Source organism: Sporosarcina ureae (genome assembly GCF_029267015.1).
Classification (GTDB): domain Bacteria; phylum Bacillota; class Bacilli; order Bacillales_A; family Planococcaceae; genus Sporosarcina; species Sporosarcina ureae_D.
Map to the genome: position 1 here is coordinate 22,128 of NZ_JARIEA010000081.1, position 24,455 is coordinate 46,582.

The window sequence follows — 24,455 nt, forward strand, 5'->3', positions numbered from 1 at the left end:
ATCTACGGCGAACGCTATTCCGAAGTTGCAGGCTAATCCCTGCCGTCTTGCCGCGTTAAGGCAACTCGAGATACCGCTTTATGCGGTAATTAGGGTGGTACCGCGATCAATGAAACCTTCGCCCCTTTATACAAGGGGGGGAGTTTTTTTAATTTTAGGAGGAGTAAAACGATGAAGAAACTTACGGCAGCTGAAATTCGCCAAATGTTTTTAGACTATTTTAAAGAGCACGGACATAATGTAGAACCATCAGCTGCATTAGTACCAGTTGATGACGCATCACTATTATGGATCAACAGTGGAGTCGCAACATTGAAAAAGTATTTTGATGGAAGAGTAATTCCTGAGAACCCACGGATTGCAAATGCGCAAAAATCGATTCGTACAAACGACATTGAAAACGTCGGCTACACAGCGCGCCATCATACGTTCTTTGAAATGCTTGGCAACTTTTCAATAGGTGATTATTTCAAAGAAGAAGCCATCATTCGTGCGTGGGACTTCCTGACTAATGAACAATGGATCGGTTTTGATCCGGAACTCTTATCTGTAACTATCCATCCAGAAGATGAAGAAGCTTACACTATTTGGAAGGATCAAATTGGCATTCCAGTAGAGCGTATCATTCGTCTTGAAGGAAACTTCTGGGATATTGGCGAAGGTCCAAGTGGTCCGAACTCTGAAATTTTCTATGATCGCGGACCTAGTTACGGTGACGATTTCTCAGATCCGGAATTATATCCAGGTGGAGAAAATGAACGCTATTTAGAAATCTGGAACTTAGTATTCTCTGAGTTCAATCATAATCCTGATCACACGTACACACCGCTTCCGAAGAAAAATATCGATACAGGGATGGGTCTCGAGCGTATGGCATCCGTAATTCAAGATGTACCTACAAACTTCGATACAGATTTGTTCTTACCGATTATTGAAGCGGTTGAAAATGTTTCAGGCAGAAAATATGGGGAAACGACGCAAGCGGATATTGCGTTTAAAGTCATCTCAGATCACATCCGTACCGTAGCCTTCGCAATCGGTGACGGTGCACTTCCGTCCAATGAAGGTCGCGGATATGTGCTGCGTCGTCTATTGAGAAGAGCGGTTCGTTTCGCAAAACAATTAGGCATCGATAAACCATTCATGTATATGCTCGTACCGATTGTCGGAGATATCATGAAAGACTTCTACCCGGAAGTTCATGATAAACAAGCGTTCATTATGAAAGTCGTGAAAAACGAAGAAGATCGTTTCCACGAAACATTGCATGACGGAATGGCGATCTTAACGACAATCATTGAAAAGGCAAAAGCTTCTGACTTGCCAATCGTTTCAGGTAGCGACGCGTTCAAACTTTATGACACATATGGCTTCCCATTTGAACTAACAGAGGAATTTGCTCTAGAAGAAAATGTGGCAGTTGACCGTATCGGGTTTGACGAAGAAATGGCTGCACAACGAAATCGTGCACGTGCTGCGCGTGCAACGTCTGACTCGATGCATGTTCAATCCGGCGTTCTTGGTGAAGTGCATGAAGCAAGTGAGTTCATTGGCTATGGTCAACTAGAAACGAATGCGATCGTCAGTGTACTTGTGCAAGACGGTCAACGTATTGCACATGCATCTGAAGGTGAAACGGTACAAATTATTTTGGATCAGACACCGTTTTATGCAGAAAGTGGCGGTCAAGTGGCGGATAAAGGCACGATCTCAAACGAGACGTTCACAGCGGAAGTTCGTGATGTCAAAAAAGCACCTAATGGACAGAACTTGCACACTGTCTTCATCAGTTCAGGTGAATTGAATGAAGGAGTAGCAGTCGTTGCCAAAGTAGACGAGTTCTCTCGCAATCTGACAGTGAAGAATCATACAGCTACACACTTATTACATCGTGCGTTAAAAGATGTTCTTGGTGAACACGTCAATCAAGCAGGATCATATGTTGGCCCGGATCGTCTTCGCTTTGACTTCTCCCATTTTGGACAAGTTACAAAAGAAGAACTAGAGCGCATCGAATTCCAAGTCAATGAACAAATTTGGGCAGGTACGCCAGTCAACACATTGGTATCACCGATAGCGGAAGCAAAAGAAATGGGCGCGATGGCATTGTTCGGCGAGAAATACGGTGATATCGTACGCGTCGTTAAAGTTGGAGATTACTCAATCGAGCTATGTGGAGGATGCCACGTTCGCAATACGTCCGATATTAACGTATTCAAAATCGTTTCTGAAGGCGGAATCGGTGCAGGTACTCGACGCATCGAAGCATTTACGGGTGGACAAGCTTTCCGTTCATTCAAAGAAGATCAAGCGGTTATCGATCAAATAGCGACAACAGCTAAAGCAACTCCGAAAACGGTCGTCACAAAAGTTGAATCGATTCTCGCAGACTTTAAAGAACTTCAGCGAGAAAACGAATCACTGCAAGCGAAGATGGGCAACAGTCAATTGACAAGCGTCATGGAAACAGCTCAGCAGATCGAAGACGTTACAGTCATTTCTGCAAGTGTAGAAGTGAAAGACAACAACGGTTTACGTCAATTAATCGATGAAATGAAACAAAAAACTTCCAAAGGCGTCATTGTACTTGGTACAGTAACGGATGGGAAAGTTATGCTGGCAGCGGGAGTTACCGATGATTTAAAAGGTAGCAACTACCACGCAGGAAAAATCGTCAACCACGTTGCATCTCTCTGTGGCGGAAAAGGTGGCGGTCGCCCAGACATGGCAATGGCTGGAGCAAAAGATGCGTCAAAACTTGATGATGCGCTTCAATCCGTGTATGATTATGTAAAATCTGTTTAACCATTATGTAGTGCGATTATGTTGAGGAAATAGATGAGAGGAACAGTGCTTAATCTAAGTGTTCTCTTTATATAGTAAAACGTTAGATCGTTATTCACATAAATGGAAATCGGAAAGCGGGGTGTCGAGTATGAGTTCATCAGAAGAAACGATGAAGTTCAACTTTCCTGAGGAGTCAATGGAGGAAGAAGTCAAATCAGTCATGCTCCACGTTTACAAATCATTAGAAGAAAAAGGGTACAATCCTATTAATCAGATGGTCGGCTATTTACTATCTGGAGATCCAGCCTATATTCCACGCCACGAAGACGCTCGTAGTCTGATTCGGAAACTGGAACGAGATGAAATTCTAGAAGAATTAGTCAAGTTCTACATTCGGGAGAATAGAGGCAAATCCGAATGAGAATTATGGGATTGGATGTCGGCTCAAAAACAGTCGGCATTGCGATAAGCGACAGTCTCGGTTGGACAGCCCAAGGAATCGAAACTATCAAAATTGATGAAGCGGTAGGTTCTTTCGGGATGAAACGAGTCAAACAGCTAATAGAAGAATTCGAAGTGACAGAATTTGTCGTCGGGTACCCGAAAAATATGAATAATACAATTGGGCCCCGTGGAGAAGCATCCGAACAGTACGCAGAGAAATTGCGAGAAAAGTTCGGTTTACCTGTTGTTTTGTGGGATGAAAGATTAACGACTATGGCTGCAGAACGCGTTTTAATCGATGCCGATGTTAGTCGAAAAAAACGTAAGGCAGTCATAGACAAAATGGCAGCAGTTATGATTTTGCAAGGATATTTAGATTCACAAAAAATTTAGAGGTGATTACACAATGGAACACGGACAAGAGAACATGACAATCGTAGATGAGAACGGCGAAGAGCACGTATGTGAAGTAATTTTAACATTTGATTCAAAAGAATATGAAAGATCATACGTCCTGTATCATATTTTAGACGGCGAAGAGAGAGATGATGACGAGGAAGTTGAAATCCACGCGTCTGCATTCATTCCGACTGAAGAAGGACAAGATGGTGGTTCACTTCTTGAAATTGAATCTGACGAAGAATGGGATATGATCGAAGAAGTTTTGAACACATTCCTTGAAGAAGAAGACGAGTAAACGATAATAGTATGTGACGGGCGGAATGGTGCTGACCGTTCCGTCTTTTTTAGTTAATTGATCCATAGCGGAAGAAGAGGTGAGGCTTGTGGAAAAAGAGCCCCAAAGAAAAAAAGATGTCATGTTTGAACGAATGTTGGAGCAAAAGGAAGAAGTGAGAACCGTTAGAAAAATAGTACTTTGGATTGTTGCGATTGTATTGGTTGTAGGGATCGTAGGAGGCTTTTCAGTCTATACATACATAAAAGGCGCGTTGCAACCCGTTGATCCGGATTCGGAAAAAGTAATAGAAGTAGAAATTCCAATAGGTTCAGGTTTGGATACAATTTCTGAGAAACTGGAAAAGTCGGGTATTATTAAAAGTGCACGAATCTTTAAATACTACGCAAAAGTAAATAACGAAGCAGATTTCCAGGCAGGAACATATGGATTGTCACAGTCTATGACGCCTGATGAATTAATCGAGAGTCTAAAAACAGGTGTAGTCTACCGCACGCCAGCATTTACGCTTGTGATTCCGGAAGGTTTAACACTTGATCAAATTGCAGAAAAAACGAGTGAAAAGACGACAATTACTTCAGAACAGTTTATGGAGTACGTGACGGACGAACAAGTCATTGCAGAATATATGACGAAGTATCCAGAAGTTATAACGGATGAAATTCTGAATGAAAATATCCGCTATGCTCTAGAAGGTTATTTATTCCCAGCTACCTATCCGTTCTATGAAGAAAAACCGACTGTAAAAGAAGTTGTGGATACGATGGTAGATGCGACTGTCCAGAACGTCATTCCGTATAAATCCTACTGGGCACCAGAAGATGATAAATTGAAGAAAAGTCGTTCAGTCCATAAAATGCTGACATTTGCTTCATTGTTGGAAAAAGAAGCAACAGGCGATACGGATCGTCAAACGATTGCGAGTATCTTCAATAACCGCATTGCACAAGATATGCCATTGCAGACGGATCCAACCGTTCTATATGCACTAGGCGAACACAAAGCCCGCGTGATGAACGAAGATCTAAAAGTGGACAATGTCTATAATACGTATAAAAATAAAGGATTACCGCCCGGCCCGATTGCAAATGCTGGAACAGCTTCCTTACAGGCGACAGTTGAACCGTCTAAAACAGGATATCTATTCTTCCTGGCAGATAAAGACGGCAAAAATCACTATGCCAAAACGTATGAAGAACACTTGAAAAACAAAGCCGAATTTATTGATAGCCAGTATAAATAATACGTTGTAAAGGGGAAGTGTATATGACGGACTACACTGCGTACATTAGCCGCTTTGCAGAAGAAAAAGAGCCGCACATCCTTGAAATGGAGCGCTACGCTGAAGAACACCGTGTGCCAATCATGGATGATGCAGGTCTTTATACGTTAATCGGGTTGCTGAAAATCCAGCAACCGAAACGTATACTCGAAATCGGAAGTGCGATCGGCTATTCGGCTATTCGATTAGCAAAAGCGATTCCGGACGCAATCATTTATACAGTCGAGCGCGACACGGAACGTTATGAGAAAGCAGTCGAGAACATTGAGCGTAGCGGATTACAAGAGCGCATCACAATCATTCATGGAGATGCACTGGAACTGGATGAAACAACATTAGACCAGCAACCATTTGATGCGCTGTTCATTGATGCAGCAAAAGGACAATATCGAAAGTTTTTCGACAAATACAGTCCGCTTGTCGGTTCGTTAGGTGTAATCTATTGTGATAATATGTTTATGCATGGTATGGTGCTGTTGGAAGATGCAGACATACCGAAACGTAACCGGACAATGATTCGGAATTTGCAACAATTCACGAGCTGGGCGATGCAAAATGAACACTATGAAACGTCATTGCTACCAATAGGTGACGGTATTTTGATAGCCGTGAAAAAGTAGTAAAGAGTAGACCGTAAAGGGGAATAGTTGTGAAGAAAAAACCTGTCGTGATCGGTATTACCGGAGGTTCAGGATCCGGAAAAACTAGTGTCACCAAAAAGATACATGAAGTATTCCAAGGTCATTCAGTCGTTGTCATTGAACAAGACGATTACTATAAAGATCAATCACATTTGGCATTTAACGAAAGATTACAAACGAATTATGATCATCCGCTAGCGTTCGATACAGATTTACTAATTCAACATATCCATCAGTTGATCAACAGACAGTCAATCGAAAAGCCGACATATGATTATACTTTGCACACACGCGCGACTGAAAAAGTAGTGGTAGAGTCACAAGACGTGATAATCCTTGAAGGAATTTTAGTCTTAGAAGATGAACGTTTGCGCGATCTTATGGATATTAAGCTGTTTGTTGATACCGATTCAGATATACGGATTATTCGCCGTATTTTACGGGACATCCATGATCGTGGACGTACGGTAGATTCTGTCGTAGAACAATACATGACGGTTGTTCGTCCGATGCACAATCAGTTCATAGAACCTACAAAAAAGTATGCTAATATAATCATTCCCGAAGGCGGCGAGAACGCGGTTGCGATTGATTTAATGGTAACGAAGATAAAAACAATTCTTGCATCTGTTGATGAAGTATAATATGATGATGACATAATTTTAAATCAATTCAACATCCGCCTGTTTATATAAGTAAATTAGGATGTTCGCAAGACATGCAAGGGCTTTTTTTCGTTCAGACGAGTAAAAGGAATGAAAAGAAGAATAGTTAAAACTAAAATAGTTCCACTATGTCACATAATTAAAGTTAGTGTGGCATAGTATTTTTTATGAACAGAAATTTGAGGAGTGTTATGAAATGGTTTCAGAAAAAAAGTTTCCAATGACAGCTGCAGGTAAAGCAAAGTTAGAAGAAGAACTAGAACATTTAAAAACGGTTAAACGTGTGGAAGTAGTAGAAAGAATCAAAATCGCACGTAGTTACGGTGATTTATCGGAAAACTCCGAGTACGATTCAGCGAAAGAAGACCAAGCATTTGTCGAAGGAAAGATTTCTTCTATTGAAGGAATGATTCGCAATGCAGTCATTATTACTGAAGATGAATTAAATACGGATGAAGTTCAATTAGGTAAGACGGTCACATTCAGAGAAATTCCTGACGGTGACAAAGAGACATATACGATTGTAGGATCAGCAGAAGCGAATCCTCTAGAAGGTATGATCTCAAACGACTCACCCATTGCAAAAGCATTAATTGGTCGCAAGAAAGACGAAAAGGTTAGGATTCAAACTCCCGGCGGTGAAATGTCAGTAGAGATACTCGAGATAAAGTGACACACGTACCGTCTTCTTATTTGTAGAAGACGGTATTGCTTATTTTGATCAATTCCCACTACGGGATTTGTGTTTCATTTTATAGTAAAGGAGTCGTCAAAAATGCCAGATGAAGGTCCAAAGTATTCAAGATCATCAAGAAAACAAGGTAGTAAAGCGAACAAAGTGAATAGAGCATTAAATATTTCAATTGGTGTCGTCGTTTTTCTGATTGCAGTGGTTGCTATTATTTTTATAACAGGTGATGACGACAAAAATGAAGTAGCAATTGAAAAGCCTGAAGAATCTACGCAGTCCGATACAGCACCAATTGAACCGATTGTTTTAGATGATGAAGATGAGACGGACAAGCCGGATACGGAAAAATCTGAACCAACTGAAGTGCAAGAACCAACTGAAACGGAAGAGCCAGAAGTTCAAGCTCCTGAAGAAACTAACGAAGTGGTAAATGAAGTTGTGGAAGAACCAGAAGCACCTAAAGTAGAAGAGCCAAAAAAAGAACAACCAAAAAAAGAACAACCAAAAAAAGAAGAGCCTAAAAAAGAACAGCCAAAGAAAGAAACTTCTTCTGATTCCGGTAAGAAAGCTATTGTAAATCCTGACTGGAAACCTGTTGGTACAAAGCAAACAGGGGAGCACGTCTCGAAGTATGATGGTCAATCCGACGATTGGAATGAAAAAAAGAAAGCCATCTCCTATGCGACAGGACTATCTGAAGATCAGTTATATTTTGATCGCATTCAAAATGGAGGAAGTCCTCAAAAATCAGAAGGTATTGTCAGAAGTAAAGATAATTCCAAAAAATATAAAGTATATCTTGAATGGGTTGACGGTCAAGGCTGGAAACCAGTGAAAATGGATGTATTGAAGTAAGGATATCAAACTACCGATGTGCTGCTTTTTTGCAGCACATTCTAGTAAGTGAAAAAGAGGAGAGGGCATAAATGAAAATAGCAATCGTAGGAGCAATGGAGGAAGAAGTTGAAATATTGCGCAGAGAAATCGGTCTTGGGAAGATTACAACGATCGGAAACTGTGAGTTTATCGAAGGTAAAGTAGGTAAGCACCAAGTGATTGTGACGAAGAGTGGCATTGGTAAAGTAAACGCTGCCATGGCAACAACAATCCTACTACAAAACTACAAACCGGACGTAGTCTTGAATACAGGTTCTGCGGGTGGAACAAATCCTGAACTCGAAGTAGGAACGATTGTCATATCGGATTATGTCCTGCATCATGATGTCGATGTAACCGCATTCGGATACGAGCTAGGACAAGTACCACAACTTCCTGCAAGTTTCCCTTCAGATTCTACACTAATTGGTTTCGCTAGAGAAGCTGTCATTGAGTTAGATACATATGAACATTGTGTAGGTACGATCGCTTCAGCTGATACTTTCATGGATGATCCTGAAAAAGTGTTACAAGTTAAAAGTAGATTTCCACGAGTCATCGCAGTAGAAATGGAAGCTGCGGCTGTTGCTCAAGTTTGTTATCAATTCAATACACGTTGTGTCGTAATTCGTGCACTATCTGATATTGCCGGAAAAGAATCCACAGTCAGTTTCGAAGAGTTTTTACCGCTTGCTGCCAAACACTCGTCACAGATAGTTTTGCGTGTCATCTCGAAACTTTGATCGTTCTATGATAAAATGACTTAGTAGACAGACTAGCAGTTCGTTTGGTTGAGAGGAGGGACATTCAATGGAATTCTTAATGGGCGGAGTATTTATCGTCACTGCACTATTGGCACTAATTATTTTACGCGAGGTTAAAGCTGACTAAGAATAAAATTAAAGCGTTTCCGGTGTGCGGGGGCTGTGGCCCAAGGTTGCACGATCGGAAACGCTTTTTGTATTATTGATATTCATGCTTGAACGATTGATACAATTTGACGATTGCTCGCTTCTCGATTCGTGAAACATAGCTTCTGGAAATATTCAATTGCTCTGCGATTTCTTTTTGGGTCATCGGCTGATCGTCTAACAAGCCGTATCGTCTTTGGATGATTTCGAGCTCCCGTGAATCAAGCTTGTTCAAATGTCGGTATAGACGCTCTTTTTGTTCGTTTTGTTCTACGGTTGTTTGTGGAGGTATGTCGTTTGTTTGAAGGAGGTCTGCAATTTCCAAGGATTGACCGTCTTTATCCATACCGATTGGTTCGTAGAGGGAGACATCTTTTTGTACCTTTTTCTGTGTTCGCAAATACATAAGTATTTCATTTTCGATACAGCGCGCAGCATACGTAGCAAGCTTTGTTTTACGGTCTGGCGTAAAGCTATTGACGGCTTTCATCAGACCAATCGCCCCGATTGAAATATAATCATCAAGCAGTTCGTGCTTCGGTTGAAACTTCTTGACGATATGGGCGACCAAACGCATATTGTGTTCGATAAGTTCATCTCGTGCACTTTCATCGCCTTCAGCTAATCGTCTCAGGCATTCGGCTTCTTCCTTCTTGGATAACGGACGAAGGAAAGCTTGACCTCTGATGTATCCGATTAGCGCGGGGATCTCTAACCATAATTGCATGACGGCCAGGAAAAACCCGCTCATGTGACCACCTCCGATTATTGGTAGTTTACTCTATGCAAACAACGGATGGTCTATCACTGACAAGAAAAGCGATAAAATCAGACATAGTTGTGCATGCATAGTACACAACTATGTTATAATCAGACAAGAATTTGTTGTAGGGCGGAGAGGATAATGTGTTAAATCGTTTTTTACCGAGCGCATATGTTAAATCAGTATTTTTGATCAAACCGGAAGACCTGATTGAAAATGGTATTAAGGGCATCATTACGGATTTAGACAATACACTCGTTGAATGGGATCGTGCAGATGCCACGGAAGATATTATGGCGTGGTTCAAATCAATGCGCGATGCCGGTTTGCAAATTACAGTTGTTTCCAATAACCATATTGAGCGCGTTAGCCACTTTTGTGACCCGTTAGGCATCCCGTATATTTGCGAAGCGCGAAAGCCGTTGAAGAGGTCATTTTATCAAGCAATGGCTACGTTAGGATTGCCTAAAAAAGAAATCGTTATGATTGGTGATCAATTATTGACAGATGTCTTGGGTGCGAATCGAGTGGGCCTACAGACGATATTGGTCGTCCCTGTGGCAAGTTCCGATGCGCCAATCACGAAGTTCAACCGTGCGATTGAACGACGGATTATGGCAAGGTTTAGAAGAAAAGGATTACTTACGTGGGAGGACTAAATTTGGAATTGATCAAATGTATTGGATGCGGTATTACAATCCAAACAACCGATAAAACTGCAGAAGGCTATGCACCACCTGCTTCTTTAGAGAAGGAAGATGTTATTTGCCAGCGTTGTTTTAAATTACGGAACTATAATGAACTACAGCCAGTTTCCTTATCAGGAGACGATTTTTTAGCGATTCTAAATGGAATCGGCGAGAAACAAGGGTTAATCGTCAAAGTCGTGGATATTTTTGATTTCAACGGTAGCTGGATTAATGGCTTGCATCGCTTTGTAGGCAAGAAAGACATCTTGTTGATCGGTAATAAGGCAGATATTTTGCCGAAAGCGATTAATCCGCAACGAGTGAAGAATTGGATGAAGGCAGAAGCGGCAAAGCTTGGCTTAAAACCAATTGACGTCTTGCTCGTTTCCGCTGTAAAAGGGAACGGCATGAGTGAAGCACTCGACGCAATCGAGAAATACCGTAAAGGTAAAGACGTCTATGTAGTCGGCTGTACGAATGTAGGGAAATCTACGTTCATTAATCGGATCATTAAAGATGCGACGGGTATGGAGGATGTCATTACGACGTCTTATTTCCCTGGAACGACTCTTGATGTAGTAGAAATTCCATTGGATGATGGAAAAATGCTGATGGATACACCTGGGATCATCAATGATCACCAAATGGCCCATCACTTAGATGCGCACGATTTAAAATTAATTACACCGAAAAAAGAGTTGAAGCCGAAAGTCTATCAACTGAATGCGGAACAGACATTGTTCATTGGTGGACTGGCACGTTTTGATTTCATTCAAGGTGGACGTTCTTCATTCAATATTTACGCAGCGAATGCATTACCAGTTCATCGGACAAAGCTTGAAAATGCAGATGAGCTATTTAAAAATCATCTAGGTGACATGCTTTCTCCACCTGGACCTGCATCCCTCGAAAATCTGCCGCCACTTGTGCGCCATGAATTTTCGATTAAGGAAGCAAAGACGGACATAGTTATTTCAGGTCTTGGCTGGATTACGATTCAGCATGCGAATGTAAAAGTGGCTGTACATGCACCAAAAGGTGTTAATGTCGTAATCAGACCTTCATTGATTTAAAAGGCTAGGAGGAATGACCAATTGAAAAAATGGTATGCGGTAGTAGGCGATCCGATCGCGCAATCGATGTCACCGGTCATGCACGATCAGTGGTTTGATGAAAACGATTTGGACGCGACATATATACCGATTCATGCAACAGCGGGAAGCTTAGAACAAACGATCAACAGTTTGCGTACACTCGGATGCAGCGGTTGGAATGTGACAGTACCCCATAAACAAGCAATTATTCCTTTCCTTGATGAAGTGGACGAATCGGCAAGGGTCATGAATGCGGTGAATACAGTCTACCAAACCGATCAAGGTAAACTAATCGGTGCCAATACAGATGGTGCAGGTTTCGTGAAGTCTTTGGAGGAGTTTTCCGAATCAGTTACAGGTCCTGTATTACTTATAGGAGCTGGCGGAGCGGCTAGAGGTATCGCCTTTGCTTTGCAGTCAGCTGGTTATGGACCACTCTATTTCACGAATAGGACCGCTTCACGGGCCGCAGAACTGGCGACAGCGATGGATGAAGGTCATGCGCTATCTATTGAAGAGGCAGAAGAACGTCTTGGGGAGTTCGGACTGGTCGTTCAAACTACTTCAGTCGGTATGAACTTTGCGCAAGAAGGGATTCCACTTGATCCAAAGAATATCGCAAGTGGTGTCGTAGTGGCAGATATTATTTATAATCCGCTTGAAACCGAATTTTTACGACAAGCAAAACAAGCAGGTGCTAAGACGATGAACGGTGTAGGAATGTTTGTTCATCAAGGTGCATTAGCTTTTGACAAGTGGACAGGTGTCTATCCTGACACGAAAAGAATGACAGATACGATTACAATGAAAGTTGGCGGGTAAACATGTTAACAGGTAAACAAAAAAGTTTTTTAAGAAGCGAAGCACATCATTTAGATTCATTATTCCAAATTGGGAAAAGTGGTCTGACAGATGCCATCCTCGCTCAAATCGATGAAGCGCTAGAAGCACGTGAATTACTTAAAGTAAGCGTCCTTCAGAACTGCGACGAAGACAAAAAGGAAATTGCTGAAAAGATTGGTGCGTATAAAGGTATTCACGTAGTTCAAATCATCGGCAGCACTATCGTTTTATATAGAGAATCGACAGAGAAAAAACGCATACAATTACCGTAAGGAGAATCAGATGAAGCGAATTGGCATTTTGGGCGGAACTTTCAATCCGCCGCACACCGGACATTTAATGATCGCCAATGAAGTGCGTCATGCACTGCAATTGGACGAAGTATGGCTGATGCCTACTGCAGTCCCGCCGCATAAGATTACGACGGGCGATGCAACAGCAGAGCAACGTCTAGAAATGGTGAAGCTCGCGGCAGATGAAGTGGAAGGCTTGCGTGCATCATCGTATGAAATTGAGCGTGGCGGAGTATCATTTACATACGATACGATGTCCCAATTAGTTTTAGACGAACCCGATGTACACTTTCATTTCATCATTGGTGGGGATATGATCGATCAGTTGCCGACATGGTATCGAATTGAAGAGTTACTCGATATTATTACGTTTGTCGGTGTCAAGCGCCCAGGTGCTACTAACGCCTCTGCAATCCCGGTACAACTGGTGGAAACACCTCAACTTGATTTGTCATCCACATTGATCCGCCAGCGTTTTGCAGAAGGAGGAACCGTTCAACTATTGGTTCCTCCCGCTGTCGAAGCTTATATTCGAGAGGAGAGATTATATGGATCTTCAACAAGTTCGAAATGATCTGGAACAACGCTTACCAAAAGCACGCTATGAACATGTGTTGCGTGTCACGGAAACTGCAAAGAAGTTAGCAGAAGAAGTGGGGGTATCAGTAGAAAAGGCTGAAATTGCGGGCCTATTTCATGACTATGCCAAATTTATGGATAAAAATGAGTTACTCGAATTATTAAAGCGTGACGAAGACTACGAGCTCTATGCACAGTATCACTCTGAATTATGGCATGCGCCAGTTGGAGCTATGCTCGCGAAAGAGCGTTATGGAGTAGAAGATCACGACATCTTGCAAGCAGTCCGTTTTCATACGACAGGACGTGCTGGGATGAGCGAGCTAGAGAAAGTAATTTATATTGCAGATTTAATCGAACCGGGAAGAAAGTTTCCGGGGATCGAAGAACTTCGCCAACGTATTGACGGAGAACCGCTGGAAGATCAAATGACCGAATGTATCCAGCACACATTTAAATTTTTAGTTCAGCGATACGCAGTCATTTTTCCTCATTCATTTGATTGTTATAATGACCATGTACGTAGAAGAAAGGAACAGTGAAGTATGCCAACATTATTAGAATTAGCTTATGAAGCAGTAGATAGTAAGAAAGCAGAAGATATCGTAGTATTAAACATGGAGGGCATTTCACTAATTGCTGATCAATTCATCATTTGTCATGCAAACTCTGAAAGACAAGTACAAGCAATCGCACGTGAAGTAGCAGATGCAGCTTCAAAAGAAGGCTATCCAGTGAAGCGTTTAGAAGGATTCGACGCAGGTCGTTGGATTTTAGTCGATCTTCTAGATGTAGTCGTTCATGTATTCCACAGAGATGAACGTGGATTCTATAACTTAGAAAAGTTATGGGGAGACGCACAGTTATTAAACGTTGAGGATGAAGTATGAGTTCTTCCTATTCAGCGTTCGCATCCATTTATGACGAACTAATGAATGATATCCCGTATGACGCCTATGTCGAGTTACTCGATTTGGCGTCTGCTGGCGTTTCAGGGAAAAAAGTATTGGATATTGGTTGCGGAACTGGCTTGCTTTCCGCCATGCTTGCAAAAAAAGGAGCACATGTCACCGGTATCGATCTTTCCGCTGATATGCTCGAAGTTGCTTCGCGTCGTGCGGAATCACTTTCTCTTGATATTGCATTAATTGAGCAACCGATGCAGCGACTAGATGTAGAAGGTACATTTGATGCAGCCGTCATATCGATCGATTCCTTAAACTATGTAATGAAACAGGCAGATGTCTTAGAAACATTCCGCCGCGTATATGGAGCGCTTTCTACAGGTGGCGTGTTGCTATTTGATGTGCACTCGCTAGAGAAAATGGATGAAATTTTCCTTGAAGGTCCTTTTGTTTTCGATAATCAACGCATTTCATACATTTGGCAAACAGCTCCTGGCGACGAGATTCACTCAATTTATTCTGAATTGGCGTTTTTCGTGAGACAGGAAGATGGTTCTTATCAGCGTTTTGACGAAGTACATATGCAGCGAACATTTGCGATACCTGAATATGTTCAAATGCTTGAAGAAGTTGGATTTCATATTGAGCGTATTTTTGCAGATTGGGAAGATGAAGCGCCTGAAGAAGAAAGTGAAAGAATATTCTTCCAAGTCCGGAAATAAGTCTTCCATAGTATTTCACAATCGGGTATAGTGAAGGGGACTCCATACGGTGCTGAAAGAAAGGATTGTTGATTATCCGTTCATTCTTTACCGAAAAATGGCGTACATTGATCATTCCTATTGCAGCGTTCGCTGTACTTTCCACTGTTTGGTTTTTTCCCCGAGAACCGTCGGATCAACTTTCCGAAGAACGTGGACAATCCCTATTTGAACCAATTGAAACTACTGAAGAAAATAATGAAGTGGAAGCACCGATCGAGTTAGTGGCTGAAGCGGTCTCTGTTGCTATTCTTGTAGATGTAAAAGGTGCAGTCAAGCATCCCGGACTCTATTCAATGCAAGAAGGTGATCGCTTGCTTGATGCTGTTGACAAAGCAGGAGGTTACACGGAGGCAGCTGACACTAGGTTGTTAAATCATGCGCAAAGACTGCAGGATGAATCTGTCGTCTATGTACCGATCGCAGGAGAAGAACCACCGGTATACGAGCAACCAGCCGCAACGTCATCTTCTGCGTCTGAGAGTTCCGCTTCGAAAGTAAATATCAATGTAGCGAATGAAAGTGATTTTCAGACGCTTCCTGGCATCGGCCCAGCAAAAGCTACGGCGATTGTACAATACCGTGAAGAGCATGGAGCTTTTTCGCAATTGGATGGAATTAAAAACGTGTCAGGCATTGGTGACAAGACATTTGAAAAATTAGAACCACTTATTATTCTTAATTGATGGAGGCAACCGTATGGAGCGAATTACTTGGGATCAGTTCTTCATGGCGCAAAGTCATTTGCTGGCGATGCGCAGCACGTGCACACGGCTTTCAGTGGGGTCCATTTTAGTACGTGATCAGCGTATTATTGCTGGCGGCTATAATGGTTCGATTTCGGGTGGAGACCATTGTATTGAACATGGCTGTTATGTTGTGGACAATCATTGCGTTCGAACGATACACTCAGAAATGAATGCGTTACTACAATGTGCTAAATACGGCATACCAGTCGCAAAGGCAACCATTTATGTCACACACTTCCCGTGTTTACAATGTAGTAAAGCATTGATTCAAGCAGGTATTGAACGCGTTAAATACGCGGAAGATTACCGAAACAGCGAGTATGCACTCGAGTTGTTTGCGCAAGCGGGTGTCGAGATTGAAAAAGTGCCGTTTGACGAGCGTTCTATCGACTTCGCCAGTGAAGAGAAATTTTCATTATTCAACGAGATGTTGACGAAAATGCAAGAACTTGGCGCTGAACCTGAAGAACTAGATGCCCTTTTACAAAGGGTGAATCACTTATTTGGCAATTAATCCGATCGATACGATGGATGTATATAGCGATTCCTGTAGCGATTTCTGCGTTTGCAGCTGAGCTTTCAGGATCGCTTTTATTTTTAAACGTTGTATTCCTCATACCATTCTACTTTTTGCGAAAAGATTATCTACATCTAATTATTTGCTCGCTTCTCGCTAGTCTCTCTTTTTTCTATTTCTCCAGTCATTCTACAGCGCTTCCTAACGATTCCGTCGTGACATTTCAGTGGAAAGATCAAGTGAAAATCGATGGAGCTAAAGTGAAGGGCTTTGCTACATTACACGACGGTACAATTGTCTATATGATGTATACACTAACTTCCGAAGAGGAAAAGAAACGCTTCCAAGCTGCGCGATTATCTACGTTTTTGTTCACAGCTGAAGTGGAGCCGAAAGAGTTGGAACCGGCAGCCCATGGCTATTCATTCGATATGGCACGCTATTTACGAATGAACGGTGCGGCGGGAATTCTAGAAGCCACACGTATCACATCTAGTCAGCCCCTCACAACACTTCGAACGCGACTCTCGCATTACCGCTTTTCTATCAAACAACATATTCACGAGCAGTTTCCGTCTTCACTTGTCACGGAAGCAGAGGCATTATTGATCGGCGACCGTTCTGGTATGGATCGACTCTTGCAGAAAGAATATCAAACGCTTGGCATAACGCATTTGTTTGCTATTTCTGGTTTGCATGTCGGATTACTGACCTTTTTTATACGGGCGATCTTCATGCGAGTTGGTTTTCGAAAAGAATGGGTGACGTACGGGTTACTAGTGTTTTTGCCGATTTACGCATGTGTTGCTGGCGGAGCACCTTCTGTCTGGCGTGCGGCCACTGTCACGATGATTGTATTACTTGCGGTTTCAGGGAATTTGAGATTGCGCCTAGATGATGCACTGGCTATGAGCGCATTGTTTTTTATCGTGATGCAACCTCATATCGTATTCCAGCCTGGATTTCAGCTATCATATTTAGCTGCATTCTCTTTATTGTATTCGTCGGCCATTTTAGGCAAGGCAAAAAATGGATTCGTTGTATCGTTTCTTGTCACGGTTATTACGCAAGTCGCGCTTTATCCTATCTTGTTGTATCACTTCTACGAGTTATCGATTTCTTCTTTTATCGCGAATTTGTTCTATGTCCCTTTGTATTCCATAATTATTCTGCCAGCTAATTTACTACTGTTAGTTTGTACGTATACAATCCCTCCGCTAGCCAGTTTGCTCTTCTTTATTTATGAACCAGTCAGACAATGGATAGGTAGCATGACTACTTGGTTTGCTTCATTTCCATACCAAATGTGGACACCGGGACAGCCGGATGGAATAGGGTCAGCGCTTGCGGTTCTTGGGATCCTAGTATTTCTAGTTTCTCTAGAACGAAAGAAGTTTATTGCGCTAGGTATCGCTGGCTTATTGTTACCGGCATTCTATCTGGAAATCAAACCGATATTACATCGGGACGTGATCGTTTCTTACGTCGACGTGGGACAAGGGGACAGCACGATTATCGAGATGCCTTTTAAAAAAGCAGTGTACATGATAGATACTGGTGGTGTCGTTCATTTTGGTGAAGCGAATTGGAAAACTCCTGAACAGCCTTTTGAAATTGGACGAAATATCGTCGTACCGTACTTAAAAGCAAGAGGTATCACGAAAATTGACCGATTGATGATTTCTCATGCCGATCTTGATCATATGGAAGGTGCGGATGAAGTAATGGAAGAGTTACGGGTGAAGGAAATTCATATACCGCCTGGAAGCGAACAAGAGAAAGCGATGGAAGACGTGTTACGACTGGCCAATGAACAAAAAGTTCCAGTGAAACTCGTTAGGGAAGGTTTTTATTGGAATATAGGTGATTATCAGTTTCAATATGTAGCACCTGAAGAACGTATATATGACGGCAATGACAGTTCACTGGTACTCGTCATGAAGGAGGGTGATCTTCATTTCATCTTTCCTGGAGATTTGGAGAAAGAAGGAGAACAGCGATTTTTGCAAAGGTATCGTTCTGCAGATTTTCAACGTGTTGTGCTAAAAGCGGGCCATCATGGCAGTAAAACATCGAGTACAGAGCCTTTTATCAATTTCTTACAGCCGGAGTTGATCATTGTTTCAGCAGGAAGAAATAGTCGCTATGGACATCCACATGCAGAAGTAGTGAGTCGTTTCATTGAGCATGGCATTCCGTTTTGGTCGACTGCAGAACAAGGGACTATTGAGTTACGTGTAAAGAATGGTGTGTATACGACCACATCTAGTCGCTAAAACAAATAGACACATCCGCCAATTAGGTGGATGTGTCTACTTTATAAAACAGTTGATTAGCGAGCGACGATATCGATGATCGTAGCAACAACAAAAATTGCCGAAAAACCGATAAACGCAACTATAAAGCCGATGCCACTATCAATCGCGTCATTACGTTTGGATTGGACATCATGTTCAAATTCATTCATTGCTACACCTCCTAATTCCATACTAAGTATAGATGAAAGTGAAAGAAAAATCCATATAAATCGACGCTTTTAGGTGTTGCAATGTATGTTGACACAATTTGTTCATAGAGTAAGTGAATTATAAGTTAAAAGAGCGGAAACGCTCATGGCCATTTCCGCTTCATCCATTCTAGTTAATAGTATCTGTCCTTTTCTGCTGTCTCTCGATGGTTCGGTGTCATTGGTTCTTGCTTCGGTGTCAAGTGACCGAGTTCGGCCAATTCCAAAGAGATTTCTTCCTTCTCCTCAGCTTTTGAATTTTTGCGTGGATTTGCTTCTAGACGCTTAGATTTTTTCATCAATAAACCTCCTTTACTTGCTAGTATGGAGAAATAATTGATTTTCATGTATAGTTAGCACAGGTTTTTACATGCAAGTACTCGTTAACAGAGGTGAAGAAAGTGGTTACAAAAATTTGGAGTCAAATTGAAAAAGGCGATGTGCAACCAGTTTATTTACTGACTGGTACAGAGCAACATTTATTGGATGAAACGATAAAGAAATTGATTAAGGCAGTGCCTGGCATGACATCATCCGAAGTGAATCGTTTTGATTTGGAAGAGATACCTATCCAGGCGGTTCTTGAAGTAGCGAATGAATTTCCATTTTTAGTCGATCATAAATTAATCGTCGCAAAAAACTGTTCATTTTTGAAAGCAACCGATAATTCAAAAGAAAAACAGAACCATCAATTAGAATTGTTGGAAAAGTGGCTGGAAAATCCATCGCCTACCGCAACGGTAGTATTTGTGGCGCCGTATGAAAAATTAGATGCACGAAAGAAAATCACGAAGAAAATTAAAAAGCATGCAGTTGTTGTGGAAGCTGTGGCTTTGCAAGGACAAGATTTATCTACGTGGATTATGCAACAAGGGAAAGATAAAGGGATTATGTTTGATAAAAAGACAGCTGAATTCCTCATGGAGATGTCAGGAACTGATTTGCTGACACTTTCTACTGAAGTAGACAAGCTAGCGGGTTATTTGGCATTCAGTGGCACGGTAGACGTCGATATGATCGAACAATTGGTTGCTAGAACGCCCGAGATGGATGTATTCCGCCTGACGGATTCATTCGTTAATAACAAACGTGCGGAATCACTCGCTGTCTATCATGATTTATTACGTAATGGCGAAGAGCCGATTATGATGGCGTCACTCATCGCGAGCCAAGTACGTTTGATGATCCATGTGACAAATCTCCGAAAAAAAGGTTATCAGCAACAACAGATCGCCACAACCCTTCATATCCATCCGTATCGCGTCAAATTGATGATGCAACGGAAACTGCCACCTTTACCAGTTTTACTGAAGGCATTGGATGATTTGGCGACGATTGATTTGCAATTGAAGACTACGAGTGGCAATCGCCAGCGTAAACTAGAGTTATTTTTAATGAATGGTCTATAAAAACGCAAAAAAAGACTGCCGTCACGAGGAGGCAGTCTTTTAACATGTCATTATTGAGCTTTTTTAGTTAGACGTGATTTTTGACGAGCAGCAGTGTTTTTTGGGATAAGACCTTTACGGGCAGCAGTATCCAATTGTTTCACAGCATTTCTCAAAAGTTCTTCAGCGTTCTCTTCTTTATTCATAAGAGCCGCATCCGCTTTACGGATTGCAGTACGCATAGAAGCTTTAACGTGCGAGTTTGCTTCGTTAGCAGCAGCACTTTGTTTCACGCGTTTGATAGCACCTTTAATGTTTGGCATTTCATTCACCTCCAGCTTTCAGGTAAGGCAAGAGTGTTTCCACAATCATCCGGACATCTCTTTACAACAAGCATAATTTTAACAAAGCTCATGACAGATTGCAAGAAAAAAAGTAAAGTGATTCATCTTTACAGCAATCTATTCCAGAATAATCGCCGATTAATTGCACAAACTGGCTAGTAGAGGTGAAAAAAATGAGCGAAATCAACTACTATCGAACGGATTTAATTGATGAAAGTGATGAGTTTGTCAGGCATCAGACGGATCAAGAAGAAAAGAAATTGAAGGAAATGTCTGGAATACGTGTCGAAGAACAAACAATTGGGCGAATTAAAGCAACTACGGTAAAAGTGACAGCAGAAGGTGAGGAAGAAATCGGGAAAGCGAAAGGTACATATATTACGCTGACGATTCCGACACTTGCTGTTCACGAAATCGATGAGATTCAAACATTATGTGAACTTGTGGTCGAAAAAATGGACACCTTAATTAAAGAAAAGATACCGGGAGACGTAAAGAAAGTGTTATATGTCGGTCTCGGTAACCGAGAAATTACGCCTGATGCTGTTGGGCCCGCTGTAATGGATTATGTGAAAGAAGTGATCCCTGATTATTACGAAGCGGATGAGAGTGGTGTTATGGTTTATGCGCCGGGGGTAACGATTCAGACGGGTTTAGAAACTGCTTCATTCGTCAAAGCAATCGTGGATCAAAGTAGGCCGGACCTGTTAGTCGTCGTCGATGCGCTTGCTGCGAGAAGTAGCGCAAGGCTTTGCCGTACGATTCAGCTGACAGATACGGGTATTCATCCGGGTTCAGGTGTAGGGAACAGCCGCAAAGAGTTATCGGAAAAAAGTCTCGGCATCCCTGTCATTGCGATAGGCGTGCCAACAGTAGTGGACGGCCCAGTACTCGTGGCGGATGCAATTGACACGATGTTTGGCTATATCGCAACGAAAATTGAAGAAGATAATATGCCTTCGTCTAAACTCTCAACGGGTCGTTTTCCTCAACGCATCGCAAAAGAGGCAGATCGCACAGCACTTGGACCTATATTCGGTGATTGGTCGTCATGGACGCATGAAGAACGAATTAAATTATTTGAAGAAGTATTGACCAATCAGGAGTTGTCGACATTTATATCTCCAAAAGAAATTGATTCGTGGGTAGCGAACTATGCCACTGCATTGTCTTCTTCATTAATTCGTTGGATTCATAAAGTAAATACGTGAACTAGTCATTGACCTTTTTTCTTCTGCATATTGTGGAAGATGGAGGGATTACTATGAAAAAAACTTTGCAAATCTGGATGAGCGTTATTTTTGTATTGTTCATCTTCCCTGTCGTACTGCAGTACATTCCTAAACAGCCGACCATTCCCACTGCCCTCTCGTTAAAGGAACCAAGCACAATAGTCTACGCATCCAATGTATTGGAAGAGGATATTCGACCAAAAACAGAAGGGAATGTGTTGATCTATTCAACACACTCACACGAAGCATATGAACCGATTACGAAAGCCGTCGATGGAAAAGTAGCGGTATCTCACCATTCGGAGAATATTTTAAAAGTGGGCGCGCGACTAAAAGAGAATTTAATATCACATGGGCTTGGGGCAGAACAGCTCGATATCGATATTGTGAAAATCATGCAACAAAAGAAGATACCGTATCATCGATCGTATGCTGCGATCAGGCCGTATGTGGAAAAGAAGGTTAACGAACAATCTTATGATTTAGTCATCGACATGCACAGGGATTCGCTCGGTCCTTCTAAAACGACCATAACGCACGCCGGTCAACGCTATGCAAAAGTGGCATTTGTCATTGGAAGAGACCACCCGTATTACGAACGGAATTTGGCCAAAGCGAAGCAATTGAAAAGTGAAATGGAAAAAATAGTGCCGGGTATCACGCGAGAGATCATCATCAAAGGTGGCCGTGGAGTAGACGGTAAATACAATCAAGATTTAAATACAAGCATCATTTTAATCGAAATGGGTGGCGTGGGTAATACTGAAATGGAAATCAATCAAACAATATCTGTCGTTGGTGAATCTATTTCCGCTATGATGATCGTGCAATAATCTTTCAAATATTGAAGTCTGAACCGTTCACTGCTATAATTCAAGTAGCTTAAATAGGTACGTACATGTAGGAGTGAACAGTGATGAATCAAGAGCAGAGAGCAGCACGTCAAAAAAACATCCGAAATTTTTCTATCATCGCCCATATCGACCATGGAAAGTCCACGCTGGCTGATAGGATTTTAGAAAAAACGGAAATAGTGAAAACGCGTAATATGAAATCGCAATCATTGGATTCGATGGACCTGGAACGTGAACGCGGGATCACCATTAAACTGAATGCCGTTCAATTGGTATATACGGCAAAGAATGGTGAAGACTATACGTTTCACTTGATCGATACACCAGGACACGTCGATTTCACATATGAAGTATCGAGAAGTTTGGCAGCTTGTGAAGGCGCTATTTTAGTTGTAGACGCTGCACAAGGTATCGAAGCCCAAACATTGGCGAACGTCTACTTGGCGCTAGATAATGATTTGGAAATCTTACCTGTCATTAATAAAATCGATTTACCAGCAGCTGATCCAGAACGTGTAAAAAAAGAAGTTGAAGAAGTTATCGGATTGGATGCTTCGGAAGCGGTTTTAGCTTCAGCGAAAGCAGGAATTGGCATTGAAGAAATTCTGGAGCAAATCGTAGAAAAAGTGCCAGCACCTCAAGGAGATCCTGAAGCGCCATTAAAAGCGTTGATTTTCGACTCCCATTACGATCAGTATAAAGGCGTGATCGTCAATATCCGTATTGTTCAAGGAAAAGTAAAGCCGGGCGATAAAATTCGCATGATGGCAACAGGTAAAGAATTTGAAGTGCTTGAGACAGGAGTCTTTACTCCGACAATTTCTCCTCGCGAAGAATTGACTGTAGGGGACGTAGGTTTCTTGTCTGCTTCTATTAAAACGGTAGGGGATACACAAGTGGGAGATACGATTACACTTGTCAATGATCCTGCAGATGAAGCATTACCTGGTTATCGTCGTATGAATCCGATGGTGTTCTGTGGATTGTATCCAATCGATACGTCTAAATATAATGATTTGCGTGAAGCTCTTGAAAAATTAGAGTTAAATGACTCCGCACTTGAATATGAACCGGAGACATCCCAAGCACTAGGGTTTGGTTATCGCTGTGGTTTCCTCGGCTTATTGCACATGGAAATCATCCAAGAACGGATCGAACGTGAATTCAAGATCGATTTGATCACGACAGCGCCGAGTGTTATATATAAAGTAAACTTAACGGATGGTTCAACGATGAATGTAGATAATCCATCGATGATGCCAACTGCACAAAAAGTAGATTTCGTAGAAGAACCATATGTTAAAGCGTCTGTCATGGTGCCGAATGATTATGTTGGTGCTGTTATGGAACTATGTCAACGTAAGCGTGGAGATTTCATTACGATGGATTATATAGACAGCACACGTGTCAATATTATCTATGAGTTACCATTGGCGGAAATTGTCTATGATTTCTTTGACCAATTGAAATCCAGCACAAAAGGCTATGCTTCGCTGGATTATGAATTAATTGGCTATAAGCGTTCAAAACTCGTGAAGATGGATATTCTGTTGAACGGTGAAACGGTCGATGCACTGAGCTTTATTGTGCACAATGACTTCAGCTATGAGCGCGGAAAAGCAATCGTTGAAAAACTGAAGTCGTTAATTCCAAGACAACAGTTCGAAGTTCCTGTTCAAGCGGCGATTGGTCAAAAAATCGTTGCGCGTTCAACTATTAAATCAATGGGTAAAAACGTTTTAGCAAAATGTTACGGTGGAGATATTTCCCGTAAACGTAAATTGCTTGATAAGCAAAAAGAAGGTAAGAAAAAAATGAAACAAGTTGGCTCGGTGGAAGTTCCACAAGAAGCGTTCATGGCTGTTTTGAAGATGGATGAAGATTAATTGAACTCAGCAAAAAGGGGGCAAATCGCCCTCTTTTTGCCGTTTACATACTCATATA

The 24,455-nt window shown here is 41.8% G+C and carries 29 protein-coding genes; 25 read left to right on the forward strand and 4 right to left on the reverse strand.

From position 1 onward, the window contains the following. Window positions 1-171 precede the first annotated feature (171 nt). From alaS to mtnN, 10 genes are all read left to right on the forward strand, one after another. Window positions 172-2,805, forward strand: a complete 2,634-nt coding sequence (gene alaS, locus Q7P97_RS14140) for an alanine--tRNA ligase (RefSeq protein ID WP_303970050.1) — start codon at window positions 172-174, stop codon at window positions 2,803-2,805. 130 nt (window positions 2,806-2,935) lie between these two features. Next, window positions 2,936-3,208, forward strand: coding sequence for an IreB family regulatory phosphoprotein (locus tag Q7P97_RS14145; RefSeq protein ID WP_303970052.1), 273 nt, complete (start codon window positions 2,936-2,938; stop codon window positions 3,206-3,208). Further along, the gene (ruvX, locus tag Q7P97_RS14150; protein ID WP_303970054.1) at window positions 3,205-3,624 is read left to right on the forward strand and encodes a Holliday junction resolvase RuvX; all 420 of its coding nucleotides are present in this window, start codon (window positions 3,205-3,207) and stop codon (window positions 3,622-3,624) included. The genes Q7P97_RS14145 and ruvX overlap by 4 nt, the downstream gene beginning before the upstream one ends. A 13-nt stretch (window positions 3,625-3,637) precedes the next feature. Then, window positions 3,638-3,928, forward strand: a complete 291-nt coding sequence (locus Q7P97_RS14155; protein WP_085428885.1) for a DUF1292 domain-containing protein — start codon at window positions 3,638-3,640, stop codon at window positions 3,926-3,928. A gap of 121 nt (window positions 3,929-4,049) precedes the next feature. Beyond that, window positions 4,050-5,171: an endolytic transglycosylase MltG gene (mltG, locus tag Q7P97_RS14160; RefSeq protein ID WP_303970177.1), complete on the forward strand. Its 1,122-nt coding sequence runs from the start codon at window positions 4,050-4,052 to the stop codon at window positions 5,169-5,171. A 23-nt stretch (window positions 5,172-5,194) separates the two neighbouring features. Then, entirely contained in the window at window positions 5,195-5,830 is a 636-nt protein-coding gene (locus Q7P97_RS14165; RefSeq protein WP_303970056.1) for an O-methyltransferase, read from the forward strand. A 29-nt stretch (window positions 5,831-5,859) separates the two neighbouring features. Beyond that, window positions 5,860-6,495: a uridine kinase gene (gene udk, locus Q7P97_RS14170; protein WP_303970057.1), complete on the forward strand. Its 636-nt coding sequence runs from the start codon at window positions 5,860-5,862 to the stop codon at window positions 6,493-6,495. A gap of 217 nt (window positions 6,496-6,712) precedes the next feature. After that, window positions 6,713-7,189, forward strand: a complete 477-nt coding sequence (gene greA, locus Q7P97_RS14175; RefSeq protein ID WP_303970058.1) for a transcription elongation factor GreA — start codon at window positions 6,713-6,715, stop codon at window positions 7,187-7,189. 102 nt (window positions 7,190-7,291) lie between these two features. Next, a complete protein-coding gene (locus Q7P97_RS14180) occupies window positions 7,292-8,062 on the forward strand; it encodes a DUF1510 family protein (RefSeq protein WP_303970060.1) in 771 nt (256 codons plus the stop codon). A 71-nt stretch (window positions 8,063-8,133) separates the two neighbouring features. Beyond that, complete coding sequence (mtnN, locus tag Q7P97_RS14185) at window positions 8,134-8,826, forward strand: 5'-methylthioadenosine/S-adenosylhomocysteine nucleosidase (protein WP_085428890.1); 693 nt, start codon at window positions 8,134-8,136, stop codon at window positions 8,824-8,826. A gap of 220 nt (window positions 8,827-9,046) precedes the next feature. Here the strand turns inward: mtnN and sigK are convergent, their stop codons facing one another. Further along, on the reverse strand, window positions 9,047-9,745 hold the full coding sequence (gene sigK / locus Q7P97_RS14190; protein WP_085428891.1) for an RNA polymerase sporulation sigma factor SigK: 699 nt from the start codon (window positions 9,743-9,745) through the stop codon (window positions 9,047-9,049). Between the two features lie 155 nt (window positions 9,746-9,900). Between sigK and Q7P97_RS14195 the strand changes: the two genes are divergently transcribed. The 11 genes from Q7P97_RS14195 to Q7P97_RS14245 all read left to right on the forward strand — a co-directional run bounded on the left by Q7P97_RS14195 (window position 9,901) and on the right by Q7P97_RS14245 (window position 18,463). Then, entirely contained in the window at window positions 9,901-10,416 is a 516-nt protein-coding gene (locus Q7P97_RS14195; RefSeq protein ID WP_099625668.1) for a YqeG family HAD IIIA-type phosphatase, read from the forward strand. A gap of 2 nt (window positions 10,417-10,418) precedes the next feature. After that, entirely contained in the window at window positions 10,419-11,519 is a 1,101-nt protein-coding gene (yqeH, locus tag Q7P97_RS14200) for a ribosome biogenesis GTPase YqeH (RefSeq protein ID WP_199170406.1), read from the forward strand. A 21-nt stretch (window positions 11,520-11,540) separates the two neighbouring features. Then, window positions 11,541-12,362 carry a shikimate dehydrogenase gene (gene aroE, locus Q7P97_RS14205; RefSeq protein WP_303970066.1) on the forward strand — a complete coding sequence of 274 codons (822 nt, stop codon included), beginning with the start codon at window positions 11,541-11,543 and terminating at the stop codon, window positions 12,360-12,362. A 2-nt stretch (window positions 12,363-12,364) separates the two neighbouring features. Beyond that, window positions 12,365-12,655: a ribosome assembly RNA-binding protein YhbY gene (yhbY, locus tag Q7P97_RS14210; protein WP_085428895.1), complete on the forward strand. Its 291-nt coding sequence runs from the start codon at window positions 12,365-12,367 to the stop codon at window positions 12,653-12,655. A 10-nt stretch (window positions 12,656-12,665) separates the two neighbouring features. After that, window positions 12,666-13,250: a nicotinate-nucleotide adenylyltransferase gene (locus Q7P97_RS14215; RefSeq protein WP_303970070.1), complete on the forward strand. Its 585-nt coding sequence runs from the start codon at window positions 12,666-12,668 to the stop codon at window positions 13,248-13,250. Next, on the forward strand, window positions 13,225-13,797 hold the full coding sequence (gene yqeK, locus Q7P97_RS14220; protein WP_303970071.1) for a bis(5'-nucleosyl)-tetraphosphatase (symmetrical) YqeK: 573 nt from the start codon (window positions 13,225-13,227) through the stop codon (window positions 13,795-13,797). Before Q7P97_RS14215 ends, yqeK begins: the two co-directional genes overlap by 26 nt. A 3-nt stretch (window positions 13,798-13,800) precedes the next feature. Continuing rightward, window positions 13,801-14,145, forward strand: a complete 345-nt coding sequence (gene rsfS, locus Q7P97_RS14225; RefSeq protein ID WP_085428898.1) for a ribosome silencing factor — start codon at window positions 13,801-13,803, stop codon at window positions 14,143-14,145. Beyond that, window positions 14,142-14,882 carry a class I SAM-dependent DNA methyltransferase gene (locus Q7P97_RS14230; protein ID WP_303970074.1) on the forward strand — a complete coding sequence of 247 codons (741 nt, stop codon included), beginning with the start codon at window positions 14,142-14,144 and terminating at the stop codon, window positions 14,880-14,882. The genes rsfS and Q7P97_RS14230 overlap by 4 nt, the downstream gene beginning before the upstream one ends. A 68-nt stretch (window positions 14,883-14,950) precedes the next feature. Next, window positions 14,951-15,607 carry a helix-hairpin-helix domain-containing protein gene (locus tag Q7P97_RS14235; RefSeq protein WP_303970076.1) on the forward strand — a complete coding sequence of 219 codons (657 nt, stop codon included), beginning with the start codon at window positions 14,951-14,953 and terminating at the stop codon, window positions 15,605-15,607. Window positions 15,608-15,620: 13 nt separating this feature from the next. Next, window positions 15,621-16,184, forward strand: coding sequence for a ComE operon protein 2 (locus Q7P97_RS14240; protein ID WP_085428900.1), 564 nt, complete (start codon window positions 15,621-15,623; stop codon window positions 16,182-16,184). Between the two features lie 218 nt (window positions 16,185-16,402). Beyond that, window positions 16,403-18,463, forward strand: a complete 2,061-nt coding sequence (locus Q7P97_RS14245; RefSeq protein WP_303970079.1) for a DNA internalization-related competence protein ComEC/Rec2 — start codon at window positions 16,403-16,405, stop codon at window positions 18,461-18,463. Window positions 18,464-18,519: 56 nt separating this feature from the next. On the opposite strand, the gene Q7P97_RS14250 is transcribed toward Q7P97_RS14245, so the two are convergent. Together Q7P97_RS14250 and Q7P97_RS14255 are read right to left on the reverse strand one after the other, a co-directional pair. Beyond that, a complete protein-coding gene (locus tag Q7P97_RS14250) occupies window positions 18,520-18,654 on the reverse strand; it encodes a YqzM family protein (RefSeq protein WP_085428902.1) in 135 nt (44 codons plus the stop codon). Between the two features lie 173 nt (window positions 18,655-18,827). Then, window positions 18,828-18,992 (reverse strand): hypothetical protein, encoded by a 165-nt coding sequence (locus Q7P97_RS14255; RefSeq protein WP_303970081.1) that lies wholly within the window; start codon window positions 18,990-18,992, stop codon window positions 18,828-18,830. Between the two features lie 102 nt (window positions 18,993-19,094). Here Q7P97_RS14255 and holA point away from each other — a divergent pair, with 102 nt between their 5' ends. After that, window positions 19,095-20,102: a DNA polymerase III subunit delta gene (gene holA / locus Q7P97_RS14260; RefSeq protein ID WP_303970083.1), complete on the forward strand. Its 1,008-nt coding sequence runs from the start codon at window positions 19,095-19,097 to the stop codon at window positions 20,100-20,102. 50 nt (window positions 20,103-20,152) lie between these two features. Here the strand turns inward: holA and rpsT are convergent, their stop codons facing one another. Next, window positions 20,153-20,404, reverse strand: coding sequence for a 30S ribosomal protein S20 (gene rpsT, locus Q7P97_RS14265; RefSeq protein WP_303970084.1), 252 nt, complete (start codon window positions 20,402-20,404; stop codon window positions 20,153-20,155). 194 nt (window positions 20,405-20,598) lie between these two features. Here rpsT and gpr point away from each other — a divergent pair, with 194 nt between their 5' ends. The 3 genes from gpr (at window position 20,599) to lepA (ending at window position 24,397) form a co-directional block, all read left to right on the forward strand. After that, window positions 20,599-21,636 carry a GPR endopeptidase gene (gpr, locus tag Q7P97_RS14270; RefSeq protein WP_303970086.1) on the forward strand — a complete coding sequence of 346 codons (1,038 nt, stop codon included), beginning with the start codon at window positions 20,599-20,601 and terminating at the stop codon, window positions 21,634-21,636. 53 nt (window positions 21,637-21,689) lie between these two features. Next, the gene (spoIIP, locus tag Q7P97_RS14275) at window positions 21,690-22,490 is read left to right on the forward strand and encodes a stage II sporulation protein P (protein WP_303970088.1); all 801 of its coding nucleotides are present in this window, start codon (window positions 21,690-21,692) and stop codon (window positions 22,488-22,490) included. A gap of 83 nt (window positions 22,491-22,573) precedes the next feature. Continuing rightward, window positions 22,574-24,397 (forward strand): translation elongation factor 4, encoded by a 1,824-nt coding sequence (gene lepA / locus Q7P97_RS14280; protein ID WP_303970090.1) that lies wholly within the window; start codon window positions 22,574-22,576, stop codon window positions 24,395-24,397. Window positions 24,398-24,455: the final 58 nt, after the last annotated feature.

Coding starts and splice junctions, on each gene's coding strand:
- alaS (WP_303970050.1), top strand. CDS start 172: ATGAAGAAACTTACGGCAGCTGAAATTCGCCAAATGTTTTTAGACTAT.
- Q7P97_RS14145 (WP_303970052.1), top strand. CDS start 2,936: ATGAGTTCATCAGAAGAAACGATGAAGTTCAACTTTCCTGAGGAGTCA.
- ruvX (WP_303970054.1), top strand. CDS start 3,205: ATGAGAATTATGGGATTGGATGTCGGCTCAAAAACAGTCGGCATTGCG.
- Q7P97_RS14155 (WP_085428885.1), top strand. CDS start 3,638: ATGGAACACGGACAAGAGAACATGACAATCGTAGATGAGAACGGCGAA.
- mltG (WP_303970177.1), top strand. CDS start 4,050: ATGTTTGAACGAATGTTGGAGCAAAAGGAAGAAGTGAGAACCGTTAGA.
- Q7P97_RS14165 (WP_303970056.1), top strand. CDS start 5,195: ATGACGGACTACACTGCGTACATTAGCCGCTTTGCAGAAGAAAAAGAG.
- greA (WP_303970058.1), top strand. CDS start 6,713: ATGGTTTCAGAAAAAAAGTTTCCAATGACAGCTGCAGGTAAAGCAAAG.
- Q7P97_RS14180 (WP_303970060.1), top strand. CDS start 7,292: ATGCCAGATGAAGGTCCAAAGTATTCAAGATCATCAAGAAAACAAGGT.
- mtnN (WP_085428890.1), top strand. CDS start 8,134: ATGAAAATAGCAATCGTAGGAGCAATGGAGGAAGAAGTTGAAATATTG.
- sigK (WP_085428891.1), bottom strand. CDS start 9,745: ATGAGCGGGTTTTTCCTGGCCGTCATGCAATTATGGTTAGAGATCCCC.
- yhbY (WP_085428895.1), top strand. CDS start 12,365: ATGTTAACAGGTAAACAAAAAAGTTTTTTAAGAAGCGAAGCACATCAT.
- Q7P97_RS14215 (WP_303970070.1), top strand. CDS start 12,666: ATGAAGCGAATTGGCATTTTGGGCGGAACTTTCAATCCGCCGCACACC.
- yqeK (WP_303970071.1), top strand. CDS start 13,225: ATGGATCTTCAACAAGTTCGAAATGATCTGGAACAACGCTTACCAAAA.
- rsfS (WP_085428898.1), top strand. CDS start 13,801: ATGCCAACATTATTAGAATTAGCTTATGAAGCAGTAGATAGTAAGAAA.
- Q7P97_RS14230 (WP_303970074.1), top strand. CDS start 14,142: ATGAGTTCTTCCTATTCAGCGTTCGCATCCATTTATGACGAACTAATG.
- Q7P97_RS14240 (WP_085428900.1), top strand. CDS start 15,621: ATGGAGCGAATTACTTGGGATCAGTTCTTCATGGCGCAAAGTCATTTG.
- Q7P97_RS14250 (WP_085428902.1), bottom strand. CDS start 18,654: ATGAATGAATTTGAACATGATGTCCAATCCAAACGTAATGACGCGATT.
- Q7P97_RS14255 (WP_303970081.1), bottom strand. CDS start 18,992: ATGAAAAAATCTAAGCGTCTAGAAGCAAATCCACGCAAAAATTCAAAA.
- rpsT (WP_303970084.1), bottom strand. CDS start 20,404: ATGCCAAACATTAAAGGTGCTATCAAACGCGTGAAACAAAGTGCTGCT.
- gpr (WP_303970086.1), top strand. CDS start 20,599: ATGAGCGAAATCAACTACTATCGAACGGATTTAATTGATGAAAGTGAT.
- spoIIP (WP_303970088.1), top strand. CDS start 21,690: ATGAAAAAAACTTTGCAAATCTGGATGAGCGTTATTTTTGTATTGTTC.
- lepA (WP_303970090.1), top strand. CDS start 22,574: ATGAATCAAGAGCAGAGAGCAGCACGTCAAAAAAACATCCGAAATTTT.